Raw genomic sequence first — 14,923 nt, forward strand, 5'->3', positions numbered from 1 at the left:
GAATGGCTACAGAGAGGAACGATCGTGGCAGTCGAACGTAAGTCCGGGGAGCGCGATCAGGTCCCTTACCGTCCTCAGCCCGGCGAGCTGGTCGCCGATGCCGAGCGTCGCTGTCTCGGTGTTGCCAAGGGGGAGTTGGCCGGGGCGTGGTCGCTGCGGTCGCTGACCGGTGGCGTGGAGTGGGTGGTTGATGCCGCGCACATCCGCCGTCCGTCTCATGCCGAGCGGCTGATCGCGGGGATCACGCTGGTCAACGCGCGCAGTCGGGGGGAGATCCTGTGACCGGCTATCTCGCGGAAGTGCGCCTCTCCGGGCGGGTGTCCGCGTACGGGGAGGGTGCCACGTACACCGTCGGCGCGCTGTGGACGGTCTCGCCGGTGCTGGCCGTCCGGTGGTTGCGGGGCCAGGCTCTGCGGTTGGCGGAGCGGGGGCGGCCGGAGTCGGTGCGGTCGCCGTGGGGGTGGTTGACGCGGGGGGCGGTGGAGGCGCCGGATCAGGCCGCGCGGGTGCGGGCGTGGGCGTGGGATGCGGGTGAGGAGCGGGCGGCGCGGGAGCACATCAAGCGGGGGCATGCGCTGTTCGTCACCGTTCCGGACGCCGACCGTACGTACACGTTGAGCATCTGGCCAGGTCAGCCGCCGGGTGGTGACGAGCGGACGCGACCGGAGCCGTTCCGGCACCGCGTCGGCGGGCTCAGCCACCCGCTGTACATCCTCGCCGAGGACCCGTGGCGATAGCAGGTGGGCCAGGCGGCGGTCCCGGGGTGCGGGCCCGCCGCCTCCCCGCGGCGGGCCCGGTGGTCAGGCGCCCGCCACCGGGGTCGCCGTGCCGCCCGCGTACAGCCGGGCGATGACGTCCTCGATGTCCGGTTCGCGGATCGAGAGGTCGACCAGCGGATAGCGTTCGGCGACCGCGGCGACCAGCGGGGCGGCGCTCGCCTCGGCGGGGAAGGCGAGCCACTGGCGGGGACCGGCGACCTTGACGGTGCGGGCACCGGGGACGCCGTCGATCGGCGGGAGTTCACGGTCCAGATCGACGACGAGCATCCGCTCGCCCTCGCCCGCCGCGAGCAGCCCGGTGAGATCACCGTCGTAGACCAGCCGCCCGTGGTCGATGACCATCACCCGATGGCAGAGCTGCTCGATGTCGGTGAGGTCGTGGGTGGTCAGCAGGACGGTGGTGCCGCGCTCCGCGTTCACCTCGCGCAGGAAGGAGCGGACCTTCGCCTTGCTGACGACGTCCAGACCGATCGTCGGCTCGTCGAGGTAGAGCACCTCGGGATCGTGCAGCAGCGCCGCCGCGATGTCACCGCGCATCCGCTGACCCAGCGAGAGCTGCCGTACCGGGACGTCCAGCAGCGGCGCGAGGTCCAGCAGCTCCACACAGCGCTCCAGGTTGGCGCGGTAGGTGGCGTCCGGGACGCGGTACATCCGGCGGACCAGCTCGTAGGAGTCCTTCAGCGGCAGATCCCACCAGAGGGTGGTGCGCTGGCCGAAGACGACGCCGATCCGGCGGGCCAGCCGGAGGCGGCCACCGGCGGCGCCGCCGGTGCCGGAGCGGGCGAACGGGTCGATACCGGCGACCCGCAGCCGCCCGGCGCTGGGCACCAGGATGCCGGTGAGCATCTTGATGGTGGTGGACTTCCCGGCGCCGTTCGGACCGATGTAGCCGACCATCTCACCGCGGGCGACGGTGAAGTCGAGCCCGGAGACGGCCCGCACCTCCTCGCGGACCCGGCGCAGCCGCCCCGCCTTGCGGCGTACCGAGAACACCTTCTCGACCCCGGCCACCTCGATCAGCGCGTCCACCACAACTCCCTTTTCCTGTCGTTTCGTTGTCGCACATCAGCTGCCGGTGCTGCGGTACGCGGCGAGCGCGCGGCGCCACAGGAGGCCGCCGACCGCGCAGAGCAGGGCCGCGACCACCGGGCCCAGGAACGCCACCCACGGCGGCAGACCCAGCGGCTCGGGGCGGCCCAGCAGCCAGAGGGCGGGCACCCAGTTCACGAAGGCCAGCGGGACGACGAAGACGACGCCGCGCACCAGATCCTGGGCGAAGACCGTCGGCGGGTACTGGAGCATCGCCTTGCCGCCGTAGGTGAAGGAGTTCTGCACCTCGGCGGCGTCCTGCGCCCAGAACTGGAAGGCGGCGCCCGCCGTGAAGACCGCCGCGAAGATCGCCGTACCGGTCAGCACCATCACCGGCACCATCAGCACCCGGCCCACCGACCACGCCACGTCGACATGGGCCAGCGCCCACCCCAGCACCAGCACCGCCTGGGTGATCCCGCCCAGCCGCCGCAGCGCGAACCGGTCGGCCGCCAACTGCGCGAAGACCGGCACCGGACGCAGCAGCAGGGTGTCCAGCGAACCGTCCCGGATCCGGCTGCCGAGCCGGTCCATGCTGCCCATCAGCAGGTCCGCGAGGTTCATCGAGGTGCCCGCCAGCCCGTAGAGCAGCGCGACCTCGGGCAGTGTGAAGCCGCCGAGGACGTCGACGCGGGAGAACATCAGCAGCAGCGCGACGAAGTCCAGCGCGGTGGCGGCGAAGTTGCCGACCACCGTCATCGCGAACGACGCCCGGTAGGCGAGCGTCGCGCGGATCCACATCCACACCAGCAGCCGGTACGTGCGCAGCCCGTGCACCACGACCGCCCACCGGCCCCCGGCGTCCGCCGCCCGCTCCGTACGCGGCGCGGCCGTCTCCAGCACTCCGTCAGCCACCGTTCACCACCACCTTCCTGGTGGCGTACGACTGGACCAGGCGTCCGAGGGCGAGCAGCGCCACCGCCCAGCCCGCCTGGAGCAGCAGCCCGCGCAGCGCGTCGGCGCCGGTGCGGGCGCCGAGCAGGATGTCGGCGGGGACCTGGAGGAGCGAGGCCCAGGGCAGCAGCTGCGCGGTGTGCGCGAGGGCGTCGGGGAAGACCGGCAGCGGGAGCACCATGCCGGAGAAGAACGTCCCCGCCAGCCCGGCGATCATCGCCAGCCCGGCGCCGTCCATCAGCCAGAACGAGGCGAGCGCCACCAGATACCGCAGCCCGAAGCTGACGACGACGGCCAGCAGCGCCGAGGTCAGGAAGAGCAGCCAGGTCAGCGGGTGGTCGGGCAGCGCGAGTTCGAAGAAGAGGGCGCCGACGGAGAGCGGGACGACGCCGCGCCCGATCAGCTGGAGGACCGCCCGCCCGAGGTCGGCGGCGAGCCACCACAGCTGGAGGTCGGCCGGGCGGTGCAGGTCGATCGCGATGTCGCCGGTGCGGATGCGGTCCTGGAGTTCGGCGATGCCGCCGCCGCTCATCAGCGAGGTGGCGGCGAGCAGCGCCTGCCCGGTCCAGGCGAAGGTCATCGCCTGCGGGAGGTCGTAGCCGCCCAGATGGGGCCGCTGGTCCCAGAGGGCGATGTAGGAGTAGGCGACGATGAAGCCGAAGACGGTGTTGGTGAAGACCCCGGCCGCGGTGGCGACCCGGTAGGTGGCGTAGCGCCGGAAACTTCCGGTCGCCACGGCCGCGTACAGCATCGACCCGAATCCCCTTTCCTGTTCGGCGCCGTACGGCGCGGAGATGGTCCGTCCGGCGCCGGGCGGCGCGGACGGGCGGCGCCCGGTGGGCCGGGCGCACGGGTGCCCGTCTCACCGGGCGTACGGGGCTGCCCGGCCGGAGAACGCCGGGCCGGGTGGCGGTGCCGGGCGGGCGCGCGGGAGGCGGCGGCCGGGCGGGTGCGGAGGGCGGACGGGGAGCGGGGGGGCGGACGGCGGCCCGGCCCCGGGCGGCCGCCGGGACGGTCCGGCGGCAAACCACCCGACCCTAACGGGACGCCCGCCACGCGCACCACGCATTTATCACCCGCCGGGGTGAGACCGGGGCGCCATCCGGCCGCGCGTGAGGAGGTCACCGGTGTGTGCCGTACCCGGAGAACGGATCAGATGATGCGACAGTACATATCGGGATAAGAATCACTAATCCCACCGCGCATCCCGTCCGGTACCGGCCCGCCGCGGCATCCGCCCGGCGGCGGCAGAGGAGTCCCACCAGACATGAGCGAAGAGCCGCACGGCCCGGAGAACGGCGGCCCCCGGCAGTGGGGGCCCCGCCCCGCCACCCCGGCAGCCACGGGAAAGGGCGCCGCCCGGCGCCGCCGACGCACCGGTTGGCGCCGCCTCTTCCCCACCTGGCGGATGCTCCTCGGCACCGGCGCCCTGCTCGTGCTGCTCGTCGGGGGCGCCCTCGTCGCCGGATACCTGCTCGTCGACATCCCGGCGGCCAACAGCGCCGCCCGCGCCCAGAGCAACGTCTACCTCTACGCCGACGGCTCCGAACTGGCCCGCGACGGCGACATCAACCGCGAGAACGTCGCCCTCTCCCAGATCCCCAGACGCATCCAGCGGGCCGTCCTCGCCGCCGAGGACCGCGACTTCCACACCGAATCGGCCGTCGACCCCGCCGCCATGCTCCGCGCCGCCTGGAACACCGCCACCGGCAAGGGCAAACAGTCCGGCTCGACCATCACCCAGCAGTACGTCAAGAACTACTACCTCGGCCAGGAACAGACCCTCACCCGCAAGGCCAAGGAGTTCTTCATCGCCATCAAGCTGGACCGCGAGGAGAGCAAGGACAAGATTCTGGAGGGCTACCTCAACACCAGCTACTACGGCCGCAACGCCTACGGCATCCAGGCCGCCTCCCAGGCGTACTACGGCAAGAACGTCGACCAGCTCAGCACCGGCCAGGGCGCCTACCTCGCGGCCCTCCTCAACGCCCCCAGCGCGTACGACGTCACCGCCCACCCCGAGAACCGCGCCCGCGTGCTGGCCCGCTGGAAGTACGTCCTGAACGGCATGGTCAAGGAGCACTGGCTCAGCGCCGCCGACCGCGACGCCATGACCTTCCCCGACCCGCTCTCCACCACCACCCCCGCCGGACTCACCGGCCAGCGCGGCTACGTCGTCAAGGCCGTCACCGACTACCTGACCGACCATCACCTCGTCGACGAGGACACCCTGCGCTCCGGCGGCTACCGCATCACCACCACCCTCGAACGCCACCGCCAGGACGCCCTCGGCCACGCCGTCAAGGCCAAACTGACCGGACGGCTCAGCGACACCCGCCCCGTCGACGCCTACGTCCGCGCCGGAGGCGCCTCCATCGACCCGGCGACCGGCCGCGTCGTCGCCCTCTACGGCGGCACCGACTACGCCAAGCAGTACGTCAACAGCGCCACCCGCCGCGACTACCAGGTCGGCTCCGTCTTCAAGCCGCTGGTCTTCGCCTCCGCCGTGCAGAACCGCTCGGTCACCCAGAGCGGCGCCCGCATCACCCCCAACACCCCCTACGACGGCACCAACAAACGCATGACCGTCCAGCGCGGCCACGCCACCGGCTTCGCCCCCGCCAACGAGGACAACCGCTCCTACGGGCAGATCACCGTCACCGCCGCCATGGACAAGTCCGTCAACGCGGTCTTCGCCCAGATGGGTATCGACGTCGGACCCGCCAAGGTCAAGGACACCGCCGTCGCCCTCGGCGTCCCCGAGGACGCGCCCGGACTCGCCTCCGCCCAGGGCGCCATCTCGCTGGGCACCGCCACCCCCAGCGTCCTCGACATGGCGCAGGTCTACGCCACCCTCGCCCACCACGGACGGCTCCGCCCGTACACCCTCGTCGACAAGGTCACCAAGGACGGCCGGGAGCTGACCCTGCCACACCGCCCCGAGACCACCGCCGTGGGCCGCTCGGCCGCCGACACCACGACCTCCATGCTCCGCAACGTCGTCGAGGGCGGCACCGCCACCGCCGCCCAGGGCGCCGGACGGCCCGCCGCCGGCAAGACCGGCACCGCCGAGGACGACAAGGCCGCCTGGTTCGCCGGATACACCCCCGAACTCGCCACCGTCGTCGCCGTCCTCGGCCAGAACCCGAAGACCGCCGCACAGGAACCGCTCTACGGCGCCGCCGGACTGCCCCGCGTCAACGGCGGCGGCTTCCCCGCCCAGATCTGGGCCGACTACACCGCCGCCGCGCTACGTGGAAAACCGGTCCGCACCTTCGACCTGAAACTGGAGCCCGGCGCCCAGTCCTCCGCCTCCCCCAACCCCTCGGCCTCCGGCGCCTCCCCGTCACCGTCCGGCTCCGCCCCCGCCCCGGGCGGCACCGCCCCGACCGGCGGCCCGCAGCGCCCGAACCGGCCCGGTGGCCGCCCCACCGCGGGCCCGCCGCCCGGCGGGCCCGGCCAGGGCGGCGGCGCCGGGGAGAACGGCGGCGGAGGAGGAGGCGGCGGCGACCAGGGCGGCTCGGACGAGGGCAGCTTCGGCGACTGAACGGGCACCCCTCGCTAATGCCCCGACGTCGCCTTCAGCCCCACCACCGCGACCAGCAGCAGACAGATGAAGAAGATCCGGGCGGCGGTCACCGGCTCACCCAGCACCAGCATCCCGACCACCGCCGCACCGGCGGCGCCGATCCCGACCCACACGCCGTACGCCGTACCGATCGGCAACGTCCGCGCGGCGACCGACAGCATCAGCATGCTCGCCACGATCCCCGCGCCGGTGAACACACTCGGCCACAGCCGCGTGAACCCGTCGGTGAACTTCATCCCGATCGACCAGCCGACCTCCAGCAGACCGGCGACCGCGAGCAGGATCCATGCCATGACGGCACCTCCGTGAAAACGTCTCAACAGGGGTGCGTCGTCTTTTCCTGCCCGGTACGGCGCGTCTCGTCGGGTACCCCCGACGCTAGCAACACCGCATACGAAACGGGCGGTGACCTCGGTCACCGCCCGTACCCCCGCGAACCCGCGCCCCTCGGCGACGGGCCCCGGAGACGTCCTACCGACCCCGGAAACGCCCTGCCGGTCCCGGAGACGTCCTACCGCCCCCGGAGATGTCTGCGCGTCCTACAGATACAGCCCCGTCGCGTCGTCCGCGCCCTCCAGCCGCTCCGCGGCCACCGCGTGCAGATCCTTCTCCCGCATCAGCACGTACGCCACCCCGCGCACCTCGACCTCGGCGCGGTCCTCCGGGTCGTAGAGCACCCGGTCGCCGGTCTCCACGGTCCGTACGCTCTGCCCCACGGCGACGACCTCGGCCCAGGCCAGGCGGCGGCCCACGGCGGCGGTCGCCGGGATGACGATGCCCCCGGTCGAGCGACGCTCGCCCTCGGGGATGTCCGTCCGCACCAGCACCCGGTCGTGCAGCATCCGGATCGGCAGCTTGTCGTGGGTGTCCTTGACGTTATTCGGGCTCACGGCACGACCGTACCCGCACCCCGGCCGCCGCCCGACCGCCGGGCACCGCCGGGGCGCTAGTCGCGGTGCTTGCGGGAGCGGGCCACCAGCAGGCCCACGATGCCGACGCCGACCATCGCCACCGGCACGATCCGCTCCAGCCGCGGCGCACCGTCCTCCGACACCAGCTGGGCGCGGACGTCCGACACCACGCGGTTGGCCGCCACATAGGCGCGACCGGCCGTGCGGTCCACCGCCTCGACGGTCTTCGCCTTCGCCTCACCGATGATCGTCTTCGGGTGCAGCCGCACACCGATCTCGTCGAGCATCACGGCGAGATCCTGCCGTCTGCGGACGATGTCCGCCTCGATCTGCGCAGGGGTCCTGGCTTCCGACACCGCGCCGCCTCCATCGTCTCGGGCCGATGCGTACGGGGCCGGGCACGAGGCTCCGTACGGAACCGGCCACCACATGCGTACCGATTCGTGCACACAGTCTGTCAGCTCACGCCCCGCCGCGCCCCACAGCACCCCCTGTAACGCGCGGCCCCGCACCCCCGGCGCCGCCGCGCGGTACACCCGACGCCGTAATCTCGGGGCGTACGGAACCTTCGAAGGAGAGCCATGAGCGAGCGACTGCAGCCCGGCGACACCGCCCCCGCCTTCACCCTGCCCGACGCGGACGGAAACGAGATCTCGCTCGCCGACCACAAGGGCCGCAAGGTCATCGTCTACTTCTACCCGGCCGCCCTCACCCCCGGCTGCACCAAGCAGGCGTGCGACTTCACCGACAACCTCGACTTCCTCGCCGGTCACGGCTACGACGTCATCGGCATCTCCCCCGACAAGCCGGAGAAGCTCGCGAAGTTCCGCGAGAAGGAGGAGCTGAAGGTGACCCTCCTCGGCGACCCCGACAAGAAGGTCCTGGAGTCCTACGGCGCCTTCGGCGAGAAGAAGCTGTACGGCAAGGTCGTCACCGGCGTGATCCGCTCCACCGTCATCGTCGACGAGGACGGCAAGGTCGAACGCGCCCTCTACAACGTGAAGGCCACCGGCCATGTCGCCAAGATCATCAAGGACCTGAAGCTGGCACCGACGGCCTGACCCGCCGCCGCACCAGCCGGGGGCGGTCCGCCGGACCGCCCCCGCGTCACTCCGCCACCGCCACCCGGTCCGGCAGCTCCAGCACCGCCCGGGCGCCACCGCCCTCCGCCACACCGAAGTCCAGCCGCGCCCCCAGCACCCCGGCCTGACCCACCGCGATCGTCAGCCCCAGACCGTGCCCGGTCCCCCGCTCCGGCGCCGCCGTACGGAACCGCCGCGGCCCCTCGGCACACAGATCCGCCGGATACCCCGGCCCGTGATCCCGCACCACGATGCGGTTGCCCGCCACCACCACCTCGATCGGCGGCTTCCCGTGCCGCTCCGCGTTGGCCAGCAGATTCACCAGCACCCGCTCCACCCGGCGCCGGTCCGTCTCCACGATCCGCGGCTCCCCCTCGACCGTCACCGACACCTCGTCCACCCCACGCTGCCCCGCCGCCCGCCGCACGATCCCCCGCACCAGCGACGGCAGATCACAGGCGTCCAGATCCGCCCGCTCCACCCCGGCGTCCAACCGCGACACCTCCAGCAGGTCCTCCACCAGCCGCCGCATCGCCTGCGCCCGGTCCCGCACCAGCTCCACCGCCCGCGGCTGCGGCAACAGCTCCGCCGCCGCCACCAACCCCGCCACCGGCGTCCGCAACTCGTGCGCCACATCCGCGGTGAACTCCCGCTCCGCCTGCGCCTGCGCCGCCAGCGACGTCGCCATGTGATGCACACTCCGGCCCAACTCGGCCACCTCGTCCCGCCCCGCGCTCGCCAACCCGTCCCACTCCAGCTCCGGCCCCGCACCCGCCGCTATCCGCCGCGCCGCCGCCGCACTCAACCGCAGCCGCCGCGACAGCCGCTGCGCCACGAACCACGACACCACCGCCATCAACACGACCGTGCCCGCACCCGCGATCAGCAGCGCCCGGTCCAACGCCACCCGCGCCGGATCGTCCTGCGGATACGCCGCCGACACCGACAGCGACCGCCCCCACCGCGCCCCGCCCGTCCCGTCGTCGACCCCCGTCGCCGCCCACACCCGCGGATCGTCCCCACCGCTCAGATACGTCCCCGACCGCCCCGCGAACACCGCCTCCCGCAACGGCGCGGGCAACGCGGCGTCGTCCAGCTGCGCCCCCATCGCCAGCGTCCCGTCCCGCTCGTATATCTGCACCGCCGAACTCAGCCGGACGTCCTGGTACGCCCGCGCCGCACGCTCCCGCCCGGCATCGGCGATGTGGTGCACCGCGACACCCAGCACCACCACGGCGAGCGCCGTCATACCCGAGATGGCCAGCGCGATCCGGCCCCTGATCCCCATCACGCGAGGCTGTACATCTCCGTCGTGTCCCCCATCGGCGTCGAGCCGTCGTACGTCACTTCCAGACCGGTGAACGCCCGGCCCCCCTCGACCGTCCGCACCCCGTACAGCCGGAACCGCGCCGGGAACACCGCGTCCCCCGCCGTCCCCGCCGCCGCCTTCTCCACCTGCACCACACCCCGGCCCTCCGCCGACGTCCGGCCGTACCGCTCCCAGGTGATCCCGGTCGCCACCATCCCCGAGTCCGCACAGGTCAACGTGATCACCTGCGGCTCGACCTCCGGCTCACCGAAACCGCAGTCCCGCACCCCGGGCAGCCCCGACGCCGTCGCCCGCTCCGGCGCCGCCCCCGGCGCCGGACGCTGCCGCGCCGCCGACGTCTGCGGCGCCACATCCACCGCCGACGCGTGCCGCCCCGCCTGCACACCCCACACCCCGGCCGCGAGCAGCACCGTGAGCACGGCGCCCACCGGCACAGCGGTACGCCACCCCACCCGGCGCGCCCCTACGCGGTCGCCCATCGCCCTCTCCTTCCGGGGCCGCGGCCCCGCACCCCGCCGGCACACCCGACGCCACCACTCCCCACGAGGGGCCCGGCGAACGGCGGCTTCGCGGACACATGGCAACGGCACCGACCCACCCTGCCCGGCCCCCCGCACGGGCTGATTGCCCGCACACGGCGATGACCGCGCGGCTGCGTACCAGTTCTGTAACAACGCCCCTCCGACCTGGCCCGGAGCGCCCCCGCTCGCGGTCCGCGAAACCGCAGGCCACCATGGCTTCCTCGGACGGCTCAGCCCGGGTGACGTACGTCCCCTTCCGGAGCCATGGTGGTTTGATCCGCGCTCGACTGCGCAGGCGCACCCGTCGTATCCCCGCGCACTTCGCGCTCTGAACGAGAGGACCGCCTCGTGCCGACCGGCAGCACCGAAGCAGACCCCGCCTCCGAACACGACCCGGAGGCCCTCAAGCGCCACCGCGCGCTCTTCCGTGCCATAGCCCGGCGCAGGAATCCCAAACTGCGGCGCACCGACATCACCATCACCGACGAGCGCGTGGTCCGGCGTGCCGTGAAGGCGGCCGCCCTCGGTAACGCCATGGAGTGGTTCGACTTCGGGATCTACAGCTATCTCGCGGTCACCATCGGCCAGGTCTTCTTCCCCAACGGCAACGGCACCGTCAGCCTGCTGTCCTCGTTCGCCACCTTCGCCGTGGCGTTCCTCGTCCGCCCCCTCGGCGGCGCCTTCTTCGGCCCGCTCGGCGACCGGGTCGGCCGCAAGAAGGTCCTCGCCCTCACCATGATCATGATGGCCGCGGGCACCTTCTGCATCGGCCTGATCCCCTCCTACGACGCGATCGGCTTCTGGTCCCCGGCCCTGCTCATCCTCTTCCGGCTGGTCCAGGGCTTCTCCACGGGCGGCGAGTACGGCGGCGCCTCCACCTTCATCGCCGAGTACGCCCCCGACAAGAAGCGCGGCTACTACGGCAGCTTCCTGGAGATGGGCACCCTGATCGGCTACACCGGCGCCGCCGGGATCGTGCTGATCCTCAACACCACCGTCGGCGCGGACGCCATGCTCCACTGGGCCTGGCGCATCCCGTTCCTGGTCGCCGGACCGCTCGGTCTGGTCGGTCTCTACCTGCGGCTACGCCTCGACGAGACGCCCGCCTTCCAGAAGCTGGAGGCGGCCCAGACGCACTCCGCGACCGGCTCGCCCGCCGAGGCGGAGGCGGAGTTCGCGCACCTCTCCGAGAACGCCCCCAAGAAGAAGATCGGCGAGATCTTCGCCCAGCAGTGGCCCACGCTGATCCTCTGCATCGCCCTCGTCGGCGCGTACAACATCGCCGACTACATGCTGCTCTCGTACATGCCGACGTACCTCACCGACACCCTGCACTACAAGGAGTCGCACGGCCTGCTGATCCTGCTGGCCACCATGATCGCGCTGATGCTGATCATCACCACCGTCGGCAAGCTCAACGACCACTACGGCCGCAAACCGCTCCTGATGAGCGGCATGCTCGGCTTCTTCATCACCGCCATCCCCGCTTTCCTCCTGGTCAAGCAGGGCTCGCTGGCCGCCGTCATCGCCGGTATGGCCCTCCTGGGCCTCTCCCTCGTCTGCCTCCTGGGCACCATGTCCGCCGCCCTCCCGGCCCTCTTCCCCACCAGCGTCCGCTACGGCTCGCTCTCCATCGGCTACAACCTCGCCGTCTCGGTCTTCGGCGGCACCACCCCCCTGGTGATCACCGCCCTGATGGACGCCTTCCACGGCAACGTCATGGTCCCCGCCTACTACACGATGGGCGCCGCCCTCGTCGGCGTCATCGCCGTCGCCTGCATGAAGGAAACCGCCCAGCAGCCCCTGGCCGGCTCCCCGCCCTCGGTAGCCACCAAGGAGGAGGCGGTAGAAATGATCACCTCCCAGAACCAGGAACCGAAGTTCTGAGGGACGTCCCGGAAGCCCGCCGCAGCGCCAAATCCCCCGTCGATCGGGGGGCTTGGCGCGAAAGCCAGCCGCTCCCCCGCTGACCTACTGCCGCCTTCGAGGCAGCCAGTACTATGGCCGGGAACGCGCGGCCGTGCTGTAACAGGTAGCCAGGCTGGTTTTAGGTACCAGTGCCTCCGGGCGTGAGGGTTCGAGTCCCTCCGGCCGTACCGGATCCACCGAGGCCCCGACCACGAGTACGTGGTCGGGGCCTCGTTCCGTACGGGCTCACCCGTTCAGCCCAGCAGCTCCCGCACCACCGGTGTCAGGGCGCGGAAGGCCTTGCCGCGGTGGCTGATGGCGTTCTTCTCGTCGGGGGTCAGCTCGGCGCAGGTGCGGGTGTCGCCGAGGGGCTGGAGGATCGGGTCGTAGCCGAAGCCGCCGGTGCCGGACGGGGTGTGGCGCAGGGTGCCCGGGAGGGTGCCCTCGACGACGCGTTCGGTGCCGTCGGGGAGGGCGAGGGCCGCCGCGCAGGCGAAGTGGGCGGCGCGGTGCGGCTCGTCGATGTCGGAGAGCTGGGCGAGGAGCAGATCGAGGTTGGCGCGGTCGTCGCCGTGGCGGCCGGACCAGCGGGCGGAGAAGATGCCCGGCGCACCGCCGAGGACCTCGACGCAGAGGCCGGAGTCGTCGGCGACGGCCGGGTGGCCGGTGGCGCGGGCCAGGGCGTGCGCCTTGAGCAGGGCGTTCTCGGCGAAGGTGGTGCCGGTTTCCTTGACGTCGGGGATCTCCGGGTAGGCGTCGGCGCCGACGAGTTCGACGTCGAGACCGGCGGCGGTGAGGATCGCGCGGAGTTCGGTGACCTTACCGGCGTTACGGGTGGCGAGGATGAGGCGGCGGGGTGCGTCCGGCCGCGGCTCGGTTGAGTGCTGCATGGGGAGTGATTATCCCGGGGTGCAGACCTTGGTCAGTTCGCCGGCCGCGTCGGCGAGCGGCCGGAGGTCGGGGTCCTTGCCGTCGCGGAGCGACCGGCGGGCGTTGTCGATGCCGTCGTTCATGCTCTTCAGCGCCTTGGTGAGGTCCGGGTCGCCGGTGGCGTCGCCGATGCCCTTGAGGTCGCGGTCGAGTCCGTCGAGGGCTTTCTCGGTCCGCTCGGGGTGGTCGGTGGCGTCCTGGGCGGTCTTCTGGAGCTTGTCGACTCCGTTCACGACGGCGGTGGCGGTGTGGGCGCAGTCCATCGCCTTGTCGACGGCGCCGCAGCCGGTGAGCGCGGGTATCGCGAGCGCCGCGGCGGCGAGGGCCGCGACGGCGGTGGCGGCGGGACGTCGGCGCGGGCGGGTGCCGCGGGTGTGCAAGGTCATGGAACGGTTCTCCCCCACGTCATGAACAGGTAAAGCAGACAGGGGGAGAAACGCGGGGCGGGGGGATTTGGTTGCCGCCGTTGTGGGGGGCGGCCCCGGCCCCGCCCCCGCCCGTAACGGCGCCGACCGCGCCCCCGGTGGGGACGCGGTCGGACGGTGCGGGTGGGGCGGGCCTCGACCGGGAGCCGGGGGCTGGGCCCCGGGAGCCGGGGCCAGGGGCCGGAAGCCAAGAGCCGGGTCCCGGGAGCCGGAGGCCGGGGGCCAGGGCCGGGGCCGGAAGCCAAGAGCCGGGTCCCGGGAGCCGGGGCCAGGGGCCGGAAGCCAAGAGCCGGGTCCCGGGAGCCAGAGGCCGGGGGCCAGGGCCGGGCCCCCGGACCCAGAGGCCGGGGCCTCAGAGCGTGCGGGCGAGGGCCTCGCGCTGGGCGGCTTCGAGGTCGGCGCAACCGGCGACGGCGAGGTCGAGGAGGGCGTTCAGCTCGGTGCGGTCGAAGGGCTCGGCCTCGGCGGTGCCCTGGACCTCGACGAAGCGCCCGTCGCCGGTGCAGACGACGTTCATGTCGGTCTCGGCGCGGACGTCCTCCTCGTAGCAGAGGTCGAGGAGCGGGGTGGAGTCGACGATGCCGACGGAGACGGCGGAGACGGTGCCGGTCAGCGGCTTGCGGCCGTGCTTGATGATCTTCTTCTGCTGGGCCCAGGCGACCGCGTCGGCGAGGGCGACGTAGGCGCCGGTGATGGCGGCGGTACGGGTGCCGCCGTCGGCCTGGAGGACGTCGCAGTCGAGGACGACGGTGTTCTCGCCGAGGGCCTTGAAGTCGATGACGGCGCGGAGCGAGCGGCCGATGAGACGGCTGATCTCGTGGGTGCGGCCGCCGATCTTGCCGCGGACCGCCTCGCGGTCACCGCGGGTGTTGGTGGAGCGGGGCAGCATCGCGTACTCGGCGGTGACCCAGCCCTCGCCGGTGCCCTTGCGCCAGCGGGGCACGCCCTCGGTGACGGAGGCGGTGCAGAAGACCTTGGTGTCGCCGAAGGAGACGAGAACGGAGCCTTCGGCGTGCTTGCTCCAGCCGCGTTCCAGGGCGACGGGGCGGAGCTGTTCGGGGGTGCGGCCGTCGATGCGAGACATGGCGTAGAGCCTAGCGGGAACGGGGTGGGGGTCGGTCCGGGCGGCGGGGGGCGGGCGGAAACGCCGCGGGCCCCGGACCGTACGCGATGCACGGTGGCCGGGGCCCGGGGAGCGAACAGGTTCGCCTACATCATGTCCTCGATCTCCGCCGCGATCGGGTCCGCGTCGGTGCCGATGACCACCTGGATGGCGGTACCCATCTTGACGACGCCGTGGGCGCCGGCGGCCTTGAGGGCGGCCTCGTCGACCAGGGAGGCGTCGTTGACCTCGGTGCGCAGGCGGGTGATGCAGCCCTCGACCTCTTCGATGTTGTCGAGTCCGCCGAGCCCGGCGACGATCTTCTCGGCCTTGGATGCCATGTCCACTCCTGCTTGTCTCGGC

The 14,923-nt window shown here is 72.5% G+C and carries 17 protein-coding genes, 1 tRNA gene and 1 riboswitch; of the genes, 6 read left to right on the forward strand and 12 right to left on the reverse strand.

The window, feature by feature from the left end; genetic code table 11:
• Positions 1-24: 24 nt before the first annotated feature.
• Together IF23_RS0113630 and IF23_RS34030 are read left to right on the forward strand one after the other, a co-directional pair.
• Positions 25-282 (forward strand): hypothetical protein, encoded by a 258-nt coding sequence (locus tag IF23_RS0113630; protein WP_245654977.1) that lies wholly within the window; start codon positions 25-27, stop codon positions 280-282.
• Positions 279-737, forward strand: coding sequence for a hypothetical protein (locus IF23_RS34030; RefSeq protein WP_030283326.1), 459 nt, complete (start codon positions 279-281; stop codon positions 735-737). The genes IF23_RS0113630 and IF23_RS34030 overlap by 4 nt, the downstream gene beginning before the upstream one ends.
• Before the next feature lie 63 nt (positions 738-800).
• Here IF23_RS34030 and IF23_RS0113640 read toward each other — a convergent pair whose 3' ends face one another.
• The 3 genes from IF23_RS0113640 to IF23_RS0113650 all read right to left on the reverse strand — a co-directional run bounded on the left by IF23_RS0113640 (position 801) and on the right by IF23_RS0113650 (position 3,513).
• Positions 801-1,799, reverse strand: a complete 999-nt coding sequence (locus IF23_RS0113640) for an ABC transporter ATP-binding protein (protein ID WP_030283328.1) — start codon at positions 1,797-1,799, stop codon at positions 801-803.
• 45 nt (positions 1,800-1,844) lie between these two features.
• Entirely contained in the window at positions 1,845-2,609 is a 765-nt protein-coding gene (locus tag IF23_RS0113645) for an ABC transporter permease (RefSeq protein ID WP_107126934.1), read from the reverse strand.
• 106 nt (positions 2,610-2,715) lie between these two features.
• A complete protein-coding gene (locus IF23_RS0113650; RefSeq protein ID WP_030283332.1) occupies positions 2,716-3,513 on the reverse strand; it encodes an ABC transporter permease in 798 nt (265 codons plus the stop codon).
• Between the two features lie 516 nt (positions 3,514-4,029).
• On the opposite strand from IF23_RS0113650, the gene IF23_RS0113655 reads away from it, so the two are divergent.
• On the forward strand, positions 4,030-6,309 hold the full coding sequence (locus IF23_RS0113655) for a transglycosylase domain-containing protein (protein WP_078653961.1): 2,280 nt from the start codon (positions 4,030-4,032) through the stop codon (positions 6,307-6,309).
• A 14-nt stretch (positions 6,310-6,323) separates the two neighbouring features.
• Here the strand turns inward: IF23_RS0113655 and IF23_RS0113660 are convergent, their stop codons facing one another.
• The 3 genes from IF23_RS0113660 to IF23_RS0113670 all read right to left on the reverse strand — a co-directional run bounded on the left by IF23_RS0113660 (position 6,324) and on the right by IF23_RS0113670 (position 7,618).
• Entirely contained in the window at positions 6,324-6,644 is a 321-nt protein-coding gene (locus tag IF23_RS0113660) for a DMT family transporter (protein WP_030283336.1), read from the reverse strand.
• Positions 6,645-6,675: 31 nt separating this feature from the next.
• Positions 6,676-6,740, reverse strand: a riboswitch (guanidine-III (ykkC-III) riboswitch).
• Positions 6,741-6,890: 150 nt separating this feature from the next.
• Positions 6,891-7,193, reverse strand: a complete 303-nt coding sequence (locus IF23_RS0113665) for a GroES family chaperonin (RefSeq protein ID WP_051739562.1) — start codon at positions 7,191-7,193, stop codon at positions 6,891-6,893.
• Positions 7,194-7,297: 104 nt separating this feature from the next.
• Complete coding sequence (locus tag IF23_RS0113670; RefSeq protein ID WP_030283340.1) at positions 7,298-7,618, reverse strand: DUF3618 domain-containing protein; 321 nt, start codon at positions 7,616-7,618, stop codon at positions 7,298-7,300.
• Positions 7,619-7,843: 225 nt separating this feature from the next.
• On the opposite strand from IF23_RS0113670, the gene bcp reads away from it, so the two are divergent.
• On the forward strand, positions 7,844-8,323 hold the full coding sequence (bcp, locus tag IF23_RS0113675; protein WP_030283341.1) for a thioredoxin-dependent thiol peroxidase: 480 nt from the start codon (positions 7,844-7,846) through the stop codon (positions 8,321-8,323).
• Between the two features lie 46 nt (positions 8,324-8,369).
• Here the strand turns inward: bcp and IF23_RS0113680 are convergent, their stop codons facing one another.
• A complete protein-coding gene (locus tag IF23_RS0113680) occupies positions 8,370-9,632 on the reverse strand; it encodes a sensor histidine kinase (protein ID WP_030283343.1) in 1,263 nt (420 codons plus the stop codon).
• On the reverse strand, positions 9,632-10,153 hold the full coding sequence (locus IF23_RS35385; RefSeq protein WP_030283345.1) for a hypothetical protein: 522 nt from the start codon (positions 10,151-10,153) through the stop codon (positions 9,632-9,634). Before IF23_RS35385 ends, IF23_RS0113680 begins: the two co-directional genes overlap by 1 nt.
• A 390-nt stretch (positions 10,154-10,543) precedes the next feature.
• On the opposite strand from IF23_RS35385, the gene IF23_RS0113690 reads away from it, so the two are divergent.
• Together IF23_RS0113690 and IF23_RS0113695 are read left to right on the forward strand one after the other, a co-directional pair.
• The gene (locus IF23_RS0113690; RefSeq protein ID WP_030283347.1) at positions 10,544-12,082 is read left to right on the forward strand and encodes an MFS transporter; all 1,539 of its coding nucleotides are present in this window, start codon (positions 10,544-10,546) and stop codon (positions 12,080-12,082) included.
• A gap of 127 nt (positions 12,083-12,209) precedes the next feature.
• A tRNA-Leu gene (locus IF23_RS0113695) sits at positions 12,210-12,291 on the forward strand.
• A 66-nt stretch (positions 12,292-12,357) separates the two neighbouring features.
• Here IF23_RS0113695 and rdgB read toward each other — a convergent pair.
• The 4 genes from rdgB to IF23_RS0113715 all read right to left on the reverse strand — a co-directional run bounded on the left by rdgB (position 12,358) and on the right by IF23_RS0113715 (position 14,901).
• Entirely contained in the window at positions 12,358-12,993 is a 636-nt protein-coding gene (gene rdgB / locus IF23_RS0113700) for an RdgB/HAM1 family non-canonical purine NTP pyrophosphatase (protein WP_051739556.1), read from the reverse strand.
• A gap of 9 nt (positions 12,994-13,002) precedes the next feature.
• A complete protein-coding gene (locus IF23_RS0113705; protein WP_030283349.1) occupies positions 13,003-13,419 on the reverse strand; it encodes a hypothetical protein in 417 nt (138 codons plus the stop codon).
• Positions 13,420-13,810: 391 nt separating this feature from the next.
• Positions 13,811-14,542 carry a ribonuclease PH gene (rph, locus tag IF23_RS0113710; protein ID WP_030283351.1) on the reverse strand — a complete coding sequence of 244 codons (732 nt, stop codon included), beginning with the start codon at positions 14,540-14,542 and terminating at the stop codon, positions 13,811-13,813.
• A gap of 125 nt (positions 14,543-14,667) precedes the next feature.
• Positions 14,668-14,901, reverse strand: a complete 234-nt coding sequence (locus IF23_RS0113715) for a PTS sugar transporter subunit IIB (protein ID WP_018542266.1) — start codon at positions 14,899-14,901, stop codon at positions 14,668-14,670.
• Positions 14,902-14,923 lie beyond the last annotated feature (22 nt).

Origin of the sequence: Streptomyces catenulae (assembly GCF_000718015.1) — a bacterium.
Classification (GTDB): domain Bacteria; phylum Actinomycetota; class Actinomycetes; order Streptomycetales; family Streptomycetaceae; genus Streptomyces; species Streptomyces catenulae.